Origin of the sequence: Streptosporangium sp. NPDC020145 (assembly GCF_040631275.1) — a bacterium.
GTDB lineage: Bacteria > Actinomycetota > Actinomycetes > Streptosporangiales > Streptosporangiaceae > Streptosporangium.
In genome coordinates, this window is the sequence record NZ_JBEXZT010000018.1 from 117,997 (window position 1) to 131,699 (window position 13,703).

7 protein-coding genes are annotated in these 13,703 nt (G+C 70.1%); 3 read left to right on the forward strand and 4 right to left on the reverse strand.

The window, feature by feature from the left end; translation table 11 throughout:
- Nucleotides 1–6 precede the first annotated feature (6 nt).
- A complete protein-coding gene (locus ABZ463_RS27940) occupies nt 7–1,131 on the reverse strand; it encodes a right-handed parallel beta-helix repeat-containing protein (protein ID WP_362780532.1) in 1,125 nt (374 codons plus the stop codon).
- Nucleotides 1,132–1,693: 562 nt separating this feature from the next.
- Between ABZ463_RS27940 and ABZ463_RS27945 the strand changes: the two genes are divergently transcribed.
- Nucleotides 1,694–2,893, forward strand: coding sequence for a serine hydrolase domain-containing protein (locus ABZ463_RS27945; RefSeq protein WP_362780535.1), 1,200 nt, complete (start codon nt 1,694–1,696; stop codon nt 2,891–2,893).
- Between the two features lie 7 nt (nt 2,894–2,900).
- Here ABZ463_RS27945 and ABZ463_RS27950 read toward each other — a convergent pair whose 3' ends face one another.
- Genes ABZ463_RS27950 through ABZ463_RS27960 form a run of 3 tightly spaced genes read right to left on the reverse strand, consistent with a single transcriptional unit; the run spans nt 2,901 to nt 8,053 of the window.
- A complete protein-coding gene (locus tag ABZ463_RS27950; protein ID WP_362780539.1) occupies nt 2,901–4,214 on the reverse strand; it encodes a phosphotransferase in 1,314 nt (437 codons plus the stop codon).
- A gap of 4 nt (nt 4,215–4,218) precedes the next feature.
- Entirely contained in the window at nt 4,219–5,922 is a 1,704-nt protein-coding gene (gene treS, locus ABZ463_RS27955; RefSeq protein ID WP_352015185.1) for a maltose alpha-D-glucosyltransferase, read from the reverse strand.
- 43 nt (nt 5,923–5,965) lie between these two features.
- The gene (locus ABZ463_RS27960) at nt 5,966–8,053 is read right to left on the reverse strand and encodes an alpha-1,4-glucan--maltose-1-phosphate maltosyltransferase (protein ID WP_362780542.1); all 2,088 of its coding nucleotides are present in this window, start codon (nt 8,051–8,053) and stop codon (nt 5,966–5,968) included.
- A 366-nt stretch (nt 8,054–8,419) separates the two neighbouring features.
- On the opposite strand from ABZ463_RS27960, the gene glgP reads away from it, so the two are divergent.
- Together glgP and ABZ463_RS27970 are read left to right on the forward strand one after the other, a co-directional pair.
- The gene (glgP, locus tag ABZ463_RS27965) at nt 8,420–11,002 is read left to right on the forward strand and encodes an alpha-glucan family phosphorylase (RefSeq protein ID WP_362780545.1); all 2,583 of its coding nucleotides are present in this window, start codon (nt 8,420–8,422) and stop codon (nt 11,000–11,002) included.
- A gap of 730 nt (nt 11,003–11,732) precedes the next feature.
- Nucleotides 11,733–13,691 carry a M48 family metallopeptidase gene (locus tag ABZ463_RS27970; protein WP_362780548.1) on the forward strand — a complete coding sequence of 653 codons (1,959 nt, stop codon included), beginning with the start codon at nt 11,733–11,735 and terminating at the stop codon, nt 13,689–13,691.
- Nucleotides 13,692–13,703 lie beyond the last annotated feature (12 nt).

The window sequence follows — 13,703 nt, forward strand, 5'->3', positions numbered from 1 at the left end:
CCGGGGTCAGGCGCAGGCGAGGCCGGACTTGGGCTTGGGGCCGCACGGACCCCGGTTGCCGCCGCCGTCCGTCACCGAGCCGGGCCTGGCCCAGATGAGGAAGCCGCCGTTGGCCAGGCCGCCGTTGCGCGCCACGGTGAGGGCGGCCTGCGTGAGGGTGCCGGTGAACAGGTGCAGGCCACCGCGGACGGTGTTGCCGCCCAGGTCGGTGAGCTTGCGGGGGGTCATGCCGTTGGCGAAGAAGATGTTGTCGGCCACCGGGTCGGGGTTGACCCCGGCGAGGTTCTGGTTGACCAGCAGGCCGACCGTCTTGTTGCTGTGGAAGACGTTGTTCTTCACGGTCGTGAGGGCGAAGCCGCCGGTGCTCAGCAGTCCGACGGAGTTGTTCATGAAGACGTTGCCGTCGAAGGTGGTCCGCTGCCCGCCCTTGACCTCAAGGGCGGTGTCGGCGTTCCTGAAGAGGTTGTCCTGGAAGACGTCCTCACCCGCGTCGGCGGCGACGGTCACCGGGAAGTTGTCGAAGACCGTCCCGTTGTAGACGCCGCCGGACCTGGCGGTCGTCAGCCTCCCCTCGCTCAGCGTGCTCGACGCCACCGTGACCTCGGGGGAGTCCTGGACGCTGACCTCCCCGTGCATGACGCACTGCTCGACCGTCGCCGTGGACTTCAGCACCGTCAGGCCCGTCAGGAGGCACAGGGCCGGGTTGCTGCCCGCCACGGTCAGGGTCGCGTCCTGCACCCGGGTCGCCCCCGCGGTGACCTGCACGTCGGAGAGCGTCGCCTCCACGGTGCCGCCGGTGGTGCCCGGCTGCACGGTCACCGCCTCCCCGCCCGTTCCCACGATCTTGCCGTTCTTCACGGTCACGCCCGAGGCCCGCAGGGTGAGGCCGGTCGCGGTGAGGACGTGCCCGCCCAGGTCGAGGGTCACGCCGTCGGTCGCGATGGTCAGCCCGCCGCCGGCGCACACCAGGTCGGCGGTCAGGGCGGCGTCCGCGGTCAGTGTGTCGCCGCAGTTCACCGCGGCCGCGCTCGCCTGCGCCGGTACGGCCCCGACTCCGGCGACCAGCAGGGCGCACGCCAGCAGCGTCCCCGATCCGGATAAGATTCCCTTTGTTTTCCTTCCGTGATCCATGTTCGATTCTCCAGACTCCCGATGAGTTTTCCCGTGTTTTTCCCGAGCCGATGAGAAGGTTTTTTCGGCCGGAAGGATCACCGACAAGATTGCCCCTCCCGCGGCGATCACGGAAGTCAGTGAATTGGTCCGCCAGGGTTTGTGGATTCAATCCGTTCCGGGAGTGGTGCGCGTGGCGTGTGTTATGTCACGAGGACTATGGGGCGGCCGAAACACCTGGTGCGTCGCGGGGCCGTACGGGTGGTGAGGGTGTGACCGGATTCATGCCCTGAGGTGGGCGGTGTATGCCCGTCCACTGGTTCGCGACGACGACAAGGGCCTGTCCTGGTAATTTCCGCGAACCCGTCAGGCGATTGTGAAAAGCTATGGGAAAGCCTTATGTCCGCTCTTTCCTAGCCTCTTTCCGGCTTACGGCACCCTTTTCTTCGCCTCCCTCCGGAGGCGGAAGCGGTCGTACGGCACCGCCGTACCCCGAATGCGCGTGGGAAATGTCGGTCGGGGATGGCAGGGTTGGGGTGACGCCGTACCGGTGGGCGGGAGCCCTGAGCGTGGAGGCACGACGATGACAACCTCTCCGTTGCGAGCCGGGTTCGACCGGGTGCGCCAGGCGATGGCCGCGCGTGTCGAGAAAGGCGAGTTGTCCGGCATGGTGCTTCTCGTCGCCCAGGGGGACGAGACGCTCGTCGAGCCGATCGGGGCGACGGCCCTGGGCGGTGACGAGCCGATGCGGCGCGACACGATCTTCCGCGTCGGGTCGATGACGAAGGCGGTCCTGGCCGCGGCGACCATGACCCTGGTCGAGGACGGCACGCTGAGACTGGAGGAACCGGTCGACCGGCTGCTTCCCGAGCTGGCCGGGCGCAGGGTGCTCAGGCGCCTCGACGGCCCGCTCGACGACACCGTCCCCGCCGGACGCCCGATCACGGTGGAGGACCTGCTGACCTTCCGGATGGGATACGGCCTGGTCTTCGGGGTCACGCCGGACTCGCCGTACCCCACGATCGACCTGCCCTATCCCGTCATCGAGGCGGCCCGGGAGCTCGAACTCGTCACCGGCCCGCCCGACCCCCGCACGCCGCACGACCCCGACGAGTGGATGCGCCGCTTCGGCACGCTGCCGCTGATGTGCCAGCCGGGGGAGCGCTGGCAGTACAACACCGCCTCCCTCGTGCTCGGTGTGCTGGTCGCCCGCGCCACGGGCATGTCGCTCGGCGATGTGTTCAGGACGCGTCTGTTCGAGCCGCTGGACATGGCCGAGACCGGCTTCCACCTGCCCGCCGAGCACCTCGGCAGGCTTCCGGTCCACTACATGACCGGCCCGACCGGCGAGCTGACGCCGCAGACGCACACCGCCGACGAAGCCTGGACCAGGCCGCCCGCCTTCCCCTCGGGAGCGGCCGGTCTGGTCTCCACCGTGGACGACTACCTGGCCTTCGCCCGCATGCTGCTGGCCGGGGGCGTCCACCGGGGGCGCCGGGTGCTGTCCGAGCGGTCCGTCGAGCTGATCACGACCGACCACCTGACGGCCGGGCAGCGGGCGTCAGGCGACATCGTGCTCGCCGGTCACGGCTGGGGGTACGGCGTGGCCGTCGTCACCGAGCCGGACGAGATCTCCTCGGTCCCCGGCCGTTACGGCTGGGACGGCGGCTACGGCACCTCGTGGTTCAACCACCCCGCCCGCGACCTCGTGGTCATGGCCATGACCCAGACCTCCGACTTCCTGTTCAACGGCTCCCTGGCCGACCTGGGCCGGCTGGAGTGAGAAACCCTCAGCGGTCCGTTTCGAAGGCGGCCATGGGGATGGGCAGCCAGGTGGGGCGGTTACGGGCCTCGTAGACGACCTCGTAGACGGCCTTGCTCAGTTCGAGGGCGCGCAGCAGGACGGTGTCCTGGGGGTGCAGCCTGCCGCCGCCCGCCGCGTAGCCGTCGAGGAAGGACGCGCGGTTCAGCGCGGCCCACTCGGCCGCCCTGGGGCGCAGTGCCGCGGCGTCCGGATTGTCGGCGAGCAGGTGGCGGGCCGCGTACTCGAAGGAGCGCAGCATCCCGGCCACGTCGCGCAGCGGGGACGACAGCGCGCGGCGTTCGGCCAGCGGCTGACCGGGCTCGCCCTCGAAGTCGAGGACGACCCAGTCGGTCGTCGTGCGCATCACCTGGCCGAGGTGGTAGTCGCCGTGGACGCGCTGGACGGGCATCTCGGAGACCACGTCGGCCATCCGCTGGTAGGCGTCCTCGACTACCCGCGCGTGCGCGGCCAGCGCGGGCACCTCGGTGATCGCCTGGGCCAGGCGGCGGCGCTGGTCCTCGACCAGTTGCTTGACGTCCTGGGACTCCAGCACTCCGGTGGGGAAGGCGACGGCCAGCTCACGGTGGACCTCGGCGGTCGCCACGCCCAGCCGGTAGGCCTCGGAGCTGAAGTCGCCCCCCGCGTCCTCCGCCGAGGGGTCGAGTGAGGCGTACAGGTCACGGACACTGGCCAGGGCCAGCGACCAGCCGTCGTTCGCGGTCGCGAGGAACTCCTGGGTCATCGCCAGCGTGGTCGTCTCCCCGTCGAGGTCGGTCTCGATCCACCCGTACGGCCGGGCGATGTGTCCGGCGCCGTGGCGGGCCAGGGCGGTGACGATCTCAAGCTCGGGGTTGACCCCGGGGATGAGGCGGCGGAACAGCTTGCAGATGTAGGTCTCGCCGTACACCAGGGAGGTGTTGGACTGCTCGGCGCTCAGCACCAGACTGCGCAGGGAGGTGTCGATCGAGGCGCCTTCCAGATGGCGGAAGCGCAGGGGGCCCAGGTCGCGGCCCTCGGCCATCCCGGTGAGCAGGGGCCCGGTGAGGTCGGGGTTGTAGACGGCGTCGTAGTAGTCGCCGCCGATCCTGGCGTGGCTGTAGCGGCCTGAGGCGTCGCCGTCCGTGCCGAGCAGGAGCTGGTAGCGGTCGTGGTCCCCGGCCTGGCGCACCGAGATGATCAGATGGCGCAGACCGGGGCTCAGCTCGACGTCGGAGTCGACGCCGAGTTCGTCGATCGGGCGCCCCTTACCGGCGAACCATCGCTGATGGGTGATCCAGCCGGAAAGGAGCTCCGTCAACACGGTCTCACGCCTCCTGGGATGTGGGCGGCAGGGTGAACCAGTAGAACCCATGCCCAGGAAGCGTCAAAAGATACGGAAGTTCGCCAATCGGTGGGAACGGAACTCCACCCATCGTCTCCACCGGCACCGATCCCTCGAAACGGCGCAGGTCGAGCTCGACCGGCTGCGGGAACCGCGACAGGTTGTTCACACACAGGATCCGGTCGTCGCCCAGCTCACGCACGTAGGCCAGGACGCTCGGGTTGGAGGAGTTCAGCTCGGTGTAGGCGCCCAGGCCGAAGACCGGGTGACGCTTGCGGATGTCGATCATGCGCTTGGTCCAGTGCAGGAGGGAGCCGGAGCTCTTCTGCTGGGCCTCGACGTTGATCGCCTGGTAGCCGTAGATGGGGTCCATGATGATCGGCAGGTACAGCCTGCCGGGGTCGCAGCTGGAGAAGCCGGCGTTGCGGTCGGGACTCCACTGCATCGGGGTGCGCACCCCGTCACGGTCGCCGAGCCAGATGTTGTCGCCCATGCCGATCTCGTCGCCGTAGTAGAGCACCGGCGAGCCGGGCAGCGACAGCAGCAACGCGGTGAACAGCTCGATCTGGTTGCGGTCGTTGTCCAGCAGCGGCGCCAGGCGGCGCCGGATGCCGACGTTGGCTCGCATCCGGGGGTCCTTGGCGTACTCGGCGTACATGTAGTCACGCTCGTCGTCGGTGACCATCTCCAGCGTCAGCTCGTCGTGGTTGCGCAGGAAGATGCCCCACTGGCAGTTCTCCGGGATCTTCGGCGTCTGGGCCAGGATCTCCGAGATGGGGTAGCGCGACTCGCGCCGCACGGCCATGAAGATGCGCGGCATGAGCGGGAAGTGGAAGGCCATGTGGCACTCGTCGCCACCGGTCGCGGGGTCGCCGAAGTACTCGACCACGTCCGCGGGCCACTGGTTGGCCTCGGCCAGCAGCACCCGGTCCGGGTAGAGCCGGTCGACCTCGGCCCTGATCCGCTTGAGGTAGGAGTGGGTCCTGGGCAGGTTCTCGCAGTTGGTGCCGTCCTGCTCGAACAGGTACGGCACCGCGTCGAGCCGGAAGCCGTCGATACCGAGGTCGAGCCAGAACCGCAGCACTTCGAGCATCGCGTCCTGCACGTCCGGGTTCTCGTAGTTGAGGTCCGGCTGGTGGGAGAAGAAGCGGTGCCAGTAGTACTGCTGCCGGACCGGGTCGTAGGTCCAGTTCGAGGTCTCGGTGTCGACGAAGATGATCCGGGCGTCCTTGTAGAGCTCGTCGTCGTCGTTCCAGACGTAGAAGTCGCCGAAGGGGCCCTGCGGGTCGTGCCGGGACGCCTGGAACCAGGGGTGGGCGTCACTGGTGTGGTTCATCACCAGGTCGGCGACGACCCGCATGCCGCGCTTGTGGGCCTCGTCCACGAGCTTCACGAAGTCTCCCAGGTCCCCGAACTCGGGCAGGATCTTCATGAAGTCCGCGATGTCGTAGCCGCCGTCGCGCAGCGGGGACTCGTACAGGGGCAGCAGCCACAGGCAGTCGACGCCGAGCCACTGGAGATAGTCCAGCCGTTCGATCAGCCCTCGGATGTCTCCGGTGCCGTCTCCGTTGGAGTCGGCGAATCCCCGGATGAGCACCTCGTAGAAGACGGCGCGCTTGAACCAGTACGGGTCGCGCGGCTTCTCCTCGTCGAAGGTGTTCGGAATTGGCTCAGGTACCTGACTCACCAGTGGACTCCCCGCTGTTTGCCGGTATGCGTACCCGGCCGGCTCACCGCTGGTTCGCCGTGGCACGCAGAGTGAAGATGTGTGCTGAGTGGATATAAGGGTCGAGGCGCACGTAGTTGGACTGCCGCCAGTGGTACGACTCGCCGGAGAGTTCGTCGTCGACGACGAACTCGGCGTTCCAGCCGAGACCCAGGGCGGGCATGTCCAGCGAAACCGTCGCCTCGTGGGTGCGGTGCGGATCGAGGTTGACGACAGTCAGGACCACGTCGCCCATGCCGTGCCGTCGTGTGGCCGTATCGTGGGCGCCGGGCAGCCGCTTGGAGAAGCAGACCACGTCCGGATTGTCGACGCTATGGAACCGTAGGTTACGCAATTCCTGGAGCGCCGGGTGTGCTCTGCGCACCAGATTAAGTTGCGTGATCAGTGGAGCCAGGCTACGGCCCTCTCGCTCGGCACTGGCCCAATCGCGAGGTCTGTACTGATATTTCTCGCTATCTAGGTATTCTTCGCTACCAGGGCGAACCGGGACATTTTCCGCAAGTTCATAACCCGAGTACACGCCCCACGTTGGCATGGCCATCGCAGCGATGATGGCTCTAATGCGGAATGCCGCGACTCCCCCGTGTTGCAGGTATTCGTGGAGAATGTCCGGAGTATTGACGAACAGGTTGGGCCGCATGAAGCTCGACGACCCGTGCGAGAGTTCGGTGAGATACTCCTCAAGCTCCTGCCGGGAGTTGCGCCAGGTGAAGTACGTGTAGGACTGGTGGAAGCCCACCTTGCCCAGGGCGTGCATCATCGGCGGCCTGGTGAAGGCCTCGGCGAGGAACAGCACGTCCGGGTCGGTCGAGCCGATGTCGGCGATCAGCCGCTCCCAGAACGCGACCGGCTTGGTGTGCGGGTTGTCCACCCGGAAGATCCGTACGCCGTGGTCCATCCACAGCCGGACCACCCGCTTGACCTCGGCGTAGAGGCCCTCGGGGTCCTTGTCGAAGTTCAGCGGATAGATGTCCTGGTACTTCTTCGGCGGGTTCTCCGCGTACGCGATCGAGCCGTCGGCGCGGACGTTGAACCACTCCGGGTGCTCCCTGACCCACGGATGGTCGGGGGCGCACTGCAGGGCCAGGTCGAGCGCGATCTCCATGCCCAGCTCACGGGCCTTGGCCACGAAGGCGTCGAAGTCCTCGAAGGTGCCCAGGTCGGGATGGATGGCGTCGTGGCCGCCCTCCTCGGAGCCGATCGCCCACGGCGAGCCCGGGTCGTACGGCTCCGGCGTCAGGGTGTTGTTGCGGCCCTTGCGGAAGCTGTGCCCGATGGGGTGGATCGGGGGCAGGTAGACGACGTCGAAGCCCATCTTCGCGACGGCGGGCAGCCGGTTCGCGGCAGTCTTGAAATTTCCGGACTTGGGGGCTGCGTCCGGTTCGACGATCGCCCCTTCCGAACGCGGGAAGAACTCATACCACGAGCCGTAGAGCGCCCTGCGGCGATCGACCCTGACGAGCCGCCGCTGGGAGCGGGTCACCAGCTCACGCAGCGGATGCGCCCGCAGCAGCTCCGCCGTCTCCGGCAACTGGGCGACCGCGAAACGGGCCCTGGGGTCGAGCGCCGTGTCACGCAGCTTGGCCGCGACCGCCTGCAACGCGGCCCGGTGCCCGCACACGTGGGCCGACGCGGTCTTCTTCCCGGTCTTGCCCGACTTCTTCTTCGGCTCCTGGCCCGCCGGCGCGCAGTCCGCGGGCCGTACGGCCTTGGCGGCGCGGTCGAAGAGCCGGGCGCCCTCCTCGCACATCAGCTCGGCGTCCAGGTCACGGGGGATCTTGATGCCCGCGTCGTGCAGCCAGGTCGCCATCGGGTCGCCCCACGCCTCGACGCGGAAACTCCACTCACCCTCCGCGGGCAGCGTCACCTCGACGCCCCAGCGGTCGGTGCCCGGCGCGAGCTCGCGCATCGGCAGCAACGGTCCACGCGCGCCGTCGGGGCTCGTCAGCACGACGCCCGCGGCGACCGCGTCGTGGCCCTCACGGAACACGACGGCGGTGATCTCGAAGGTCTCACCCGCGGCCGCCTTGGCGGGGTAGCTCCCGCACTCGACCGTGGGCTGGATGTCCTGGATGGGAATTCGTCCGATCATCGCGTCTCAAGGTAGCGACGGCACACCCGGTGCCGCCGAAAAAGTCGGCAAGAATAGATCTTCGATTCTCTAAAAGCCCCTGGTCACCGGCTTTGATGCAGGACAATACCCTGCCGTTGCATCGACGGTCGGCCCCCCGGGGGTGGGGCGTCGCGACCCACAGATGCGTGCCCCAATAGTCCATCTTCATGCGCCTAGGTGGAAGAGTGCGGGACCTCTTACTGTTCGGCGAGTTGTTCCCAGGGTGTGGTCTCCCGGTCGATCGACTGCCCTTGGATGTGTTTGGAGCGGATTGATAGTGGTGAGGGGGAGACGCGTGAGTGTCCGGGTCGCCGTCATGGCGCTGAGTAACTAGGGTCTGGCAGCGTGAGAGCAATCCGTAGGTTCACTGTCCGCACCGTCCTTCCCCCGGAGCTGGCCCCCCTCGGCGAGCTTGTCCACAATCTGCGCTGGTCGTGGCACCCCGAAACACTCGATCTGTTCGCCGAGGTCGATCCGGCGACCTGGGAACGCGTCGGTCACGACCCGGTCGCGCTGCTCGGCGCCGTCGAGGCGAGCCGCCTGCGTGAGCTGGCCGCCGACCGCCGCTTCCTCCGGCGGGTCGCCGACGCCGCCGACGACCTCCACGAGTACATGACCGCGCCCCGGTGGTACCAGACCCTCGCCGAGGCACCGCGGGCCATCGCCTACTTCTCCCCCGAGTACGGCATCGCCGCCGCGCTGCCGCAGTACTCGGGCGGTCTGGGCATCCTCGCGGGCGACCACCTCAAGGCGGCCAGCGACCTCGGGGTGCCGATCCTGGCCGTCGGCCTGCTGTACCGCCACGGCTACTTCACCCAGTCGCTCTCCCCCGAGGGGTGGCAGCTGGAGCACTACCCCTCGCTCGACCCGGGCGGCCTGCCGCTGACCCTGCTCAAGGAGCGGGACGGCACCCCGGTCCGGATCACGGTCAGCCTGCCGGAACAGCGTCCTCTGCACGCCCAGGTGTGGGTGGCCCAGGTCGGCCGGGTCCCGCTGCTGCTGCTCGACTCCGACGTCGCGGAGAACGACAACGCCGCCCGCGACGTCACCGACCGCCTGTACGGCGGCGGCACCGACCACCGCCTGCTCCAGGAACTGCTGCTGGGCATCGGCGGAGTGCGCGCGATCCGGGCCTACTGCCGGGTCGGCGACCACCCCGAGCCCGAGGTCTTCCACACCAACGAGGGGCACGCGGGTTTCCTCGGCCTTGAGCGCATCCGCGAGCTGACCGAGGCCAGGCTCTCCTTCGACGAGGCCCTGGAGGCCGTCAGGGCGGGCACGGTCTTCACCACCCACACCCCGGTCCCCGCCGGGATCGACCGCTTCCCGGCCGAGATGATCGCCCGCCAGTTCGGCGGCGACAACGCCTGGCCAACGGTCCCCGTCGAGCGCATCCTCGAACTCGGTGCCGAGGACGAACCGGGCAAGTTCAACATGGCCGCGATGGGCATGCGCCTGGCCCAGCGGGTCAACGGCGTGTCCGAGCTGCACGGCGAGGTCAGCCGGGAGATGTTCCGCGGCCTGTGGCCCGGCTTCGACGCCGACGACATCCCGATCGGGTCCATCACCAACGGTGTGCACGCGCCCACCTGGGTCGGCCGCGAGATCATGGAACTTGCGGGCAGGGAACTGCCCACCCTGGTCGAGCGCGCCCAGGGCTGGGAGGGCGTCAACAAGATCTCCGACGTGGACGTCTGGGGGATCAGGAACAGGCTCAGGGCCCGCCTGGTCAACGCGGCCAGGGAACGGCTGCGCAGGTCCTGGCTGGCCAGGGGCGCCTCCCGGGCCGAACTCGGCTGGATCGAGGACGCCCTCGACCCCAACGTGCTGACCATCGGCTTCGCGCGCAGGGTGCCCTCGTACAAGCGGCTCACCCTGATGCTGAACGACCAGGAACGCCTGCGCGAACTGCTGCTCAACCCGGAGAAGCCGGTCCAGATCGTGATCGCGGGCAAGGCCCATCCGGCGGACGAGGGCGGCAAGAAACTCATCCAGCAGATCGTGCGCTTCGCCGACAGCGAGGACGTACGGCACCGCATCGTCTTCCTGCCCGACTACGACATGGCCCTGGGCCAGCTCCTCGTGCAGGGCTGTGACGTGTGGATGAACAACCCGCTGCGTCCCCTTGAGGCCTGCGGGACCTCCGGGATGAAGGCCGCGCTGAACGGCGGGCTCAACCTGTCCATCCGCGACGGCTGGTGGGACGAGTGGTTCGACGGCACGAACGGCTGGGCCGTGCCCACCGCGGACGGGGTCGCCGACCCCGACCGCCGCGACGAGCTTGAGGCGCACGCGCTCTACGACCTGATCGACCACGAGGTGGCCGACCGGTTCTACGACAGGGCCTCCGACGGCCTGCCGCTGCGCTGGCTGGAGATGGTCAGGCACACCCTGACCTCGCTCGGGCCCAAGGTTCTGGCGGGCCGGATGCTCCGCGACTACGTGATCGGCCTGTACGCCCCGGCGGCCGGGTCGGCCCGCGCCCTGTCCGCGGACGGCTACGAGCCCGCCAGGCACTTCGCCGCCTGGAAACTCCGGGTCCACCAGGCCTGGCCGGGGGTGCGGGTCGAGCACGTCGAGGCGACCAACCTGGGGGACACCCCCGAGGTAGGCGCCTCCCTGGAACTGCGTGCGGCCATCGCCCTCGGTGAGCTGCAGCCGTCCGACATCCGGGTCCAGGCCGCCTACGGGCTGGTCGGCCAGCACGACGAGATGGTCGGCCCGTCCTACGCCGACCTGACCCTGGAGGCGGAGGCCGACGACGGCAAGGCCGTCTACAGCGGCACGATCCCGCTCGACCGCACCGGCTCCTTCGGATACACCGTCCGGGTCGTGCCGGACCACCCGCTGGTGGCCACGCCCGCCGAACTCGGCCTGATCGCCGTCCCCGAGGAACCGGTCGGCATGACCAACGGCACCCTGCGCTGACCCCGGCGTAACGCCGTCCCCGGCTGTCCCCGACCGGCCTCGTCCGGCCGGGGATCGCCGAAGTCCGGAAATCCGTCTTTCCCTCCGCAACGCCGCAGCCTGCTGCTTTACTGGCATTACCGGTGTTCGTGGCCCACCGGGCCGCCGCCCGCTCCGGCGGACGCGGCCGGGCGGGCCCGCGCACCGCTGTGGTTCAGGTCGACTCCGGCCAAGATCTCTCACTGTCGAGACCCTCTCGGAGCACGGGGCCTGCGCAGGGCGCGCCGGCCGTCGGAACACCTCGGCGATGAGCGATCGGTCGTCCCCGCCTTGCTCGCGGGCTCGGCCAGGCCGGTGTTCTCGGTGGTTCTGTACCGCATGCGTTCGACCGGCGGGAGTCAGGCGCGCGGCCAGGTCACGGTGGTACGGGCACGGGCCGGTGAGGAGTCCGTGCCCATCGGCCACAGGGCGGGCGAGGGGACGCTCATCAGGTGTCTCCATGGTGTCTCCGCGTCCGGCCTCCGGCGGAGGGGCGAACGATGACGGAACGGGACGTCGCACGACAGGAAGACACACGGGCACCTGACAGGGCGGACGGGTTCGGGGGGTTCCACCGCCTGACGTTCGCGGGTGTGCCCACCAGAGGCCTCCTCCCGCGCGGGGCGTGGGAGCGGCTGAGGAAGAAGGGGACCTGCCTCGACCGGGTCCGCCATGCCATCGGGACGGCGGCGGACCGGGGAAGGGGGCTGCCGTGATCGCGGTGCGCGCGCTGCTGGCGCTCGGACTGCTCGCGGGCCCCTGCCTGCTGGGCCTGGTCCTCGTCCTGCTCGACGCGGGCGTCCTCGTCCTGTTCGTGTGGGACGCGCCCGCGCTGGGCAGGCCGTCGCGGGCGGGGACGGTGACGGCGGCGCTCACCGCGATCCCGGCGCTGTGGATCCTGCGCCGCCTGTTCGTCACCGGGGCCGGGGCGCGGCCCGCCCCCGATGGCGTCCTGGTCACCCCCGGCCAGGCGCCCGAGCTGTGGGCCGTGGTCACGGAACTGGCCGGGCGGCTCGGCACCCGCCCGCCCGCGACCCTGCGGCTGACCGCGGAGGTGGACGCCGAGCTGACGGAGGAGACGAGGCTGCTCGGCCTCGTCGGGGGCAGACGGCACCTGCGCCTCGGACTGCCGCTGCTGGCCGGGCTGACGGCCGACGAACTGCGCGCGGCGCTCTGCCACGAACTGGGTCACCACGCCCCCACCGGGCTCGGCGCGGTCGTCTACCGGGGGCACCTGGCGCTGCGTGCCGTCCTCGACCGGCTCGAACGCCCCCGCACACCGGACCCCGCCGCGCGCGGCGTCCCGGTCTCCTGGATCCGGTGGCCGCTTTCCGGCTACGCGAGGCTGTACCTCTGGGTCTCCTCCGCCGTCAACCGGCGGCAGGAACTCCAGGCGGACGCGGCCGCGGCGAGGGCCGTCGAGGCCACGGGAGGCACAGGAGGCACAGGGGGCACGGTCGCGGCGGAGGCGCTGTGGCGGACCCTGGTGGTGCTGCCGGTGGCGTGGGGCGAGTTCCGTGACCGGTATCTCGACCCCATGTACGTCAGGGGCTACCTGCCCGACGACCCGCCGGCGGTGTTCGCCGCCATGCTCGCCTCGTCCGGCTACCGGGCCGCGATCGAGGGGATGGAACACGCGACGCCGTCCCGGCGGACCTCGCGTCACGACCCCCACCCCAGCGTGGAACGGCGCATGCGGGCCCTGGGCGGGCGCCGGGAACCCGCGGGCCGGGGCCGTACCACCGCCCTGGAGGCCGGGTTCGAGGTGAGGCCGGGGACCGTACGGCACTGCCTGTTCCCGGGGGAGCGGGAGAGGCGGGCCGTACTGCCCTGGCAGGAGTGGGTCGGACTGACCATGGAGACCCTGGCGACGGAGCCGGTGCGGAGCCTGGTCCGGGCCGCCCGCAGGGTCGGCGGCACCGCGCGGCCCGCGCTGGAGACCGTCCTCGACCTGCTGGCCGACGGCCGGGCGGGACGGCTCGCCGCCTGCCTCGGCCCTCAGGAGGAGCGGAGCGGGAAGGAGACGGCCGGGAGCCTGGCCCGGCTGGAGACCGCGCTGTTCGCGCTGGTCGGCCAGGCCCTGGTGGTGCGGGGGCGGGCCAACTGGGAGACGACATGGACCGGGCCGAGCCGCCTGGCCTGGAGCGAACGGGGCCGGGCGGTCGCGGCGGGCGTCACCGTCGGGGAGATCCACTCCCTGGTGGCGGCGGCCGTCCTCGGCGGCGCCCCCGAGGTGAGGCGGCTGCGGCTGCGGCTTGCCGCGCTCGGGGTCGACCCCGGGACCTGGCTCGGCCACGACGCCGAGGGGACACCCCAGGCGGAGGAGCCCGTCGCGACGGCGGGCGCCCCGGTGGCCGTGGGCGTGGAGAGGGCGCGCAGGAGCCGCAGGAGGTTCACGCTCCGTCTGGCGGGCGCCGCGCTGATCGGCATCCTGTTCCTGGTGACCGCCGTGTCGTCGGTTTCGGACACCCCGGAGGAGCCGGAGGACTCCGAACCCGCGGGGGTGTTCGTCACGCCGTGGCGGGAGATCATCCCCGCTCAGCCGTCGCTGTCCCCCCACGTCCCGCCGGAGACGCCGCGCCCGAGCCCCGGCCCCGGCATGGTCCGGCGCCTGCACGAACTCCTGGAGCAGGAGTTCGCCAGGCGTCACGAAGACGGCACCAAACGGTAGTCCCTCTCCCGG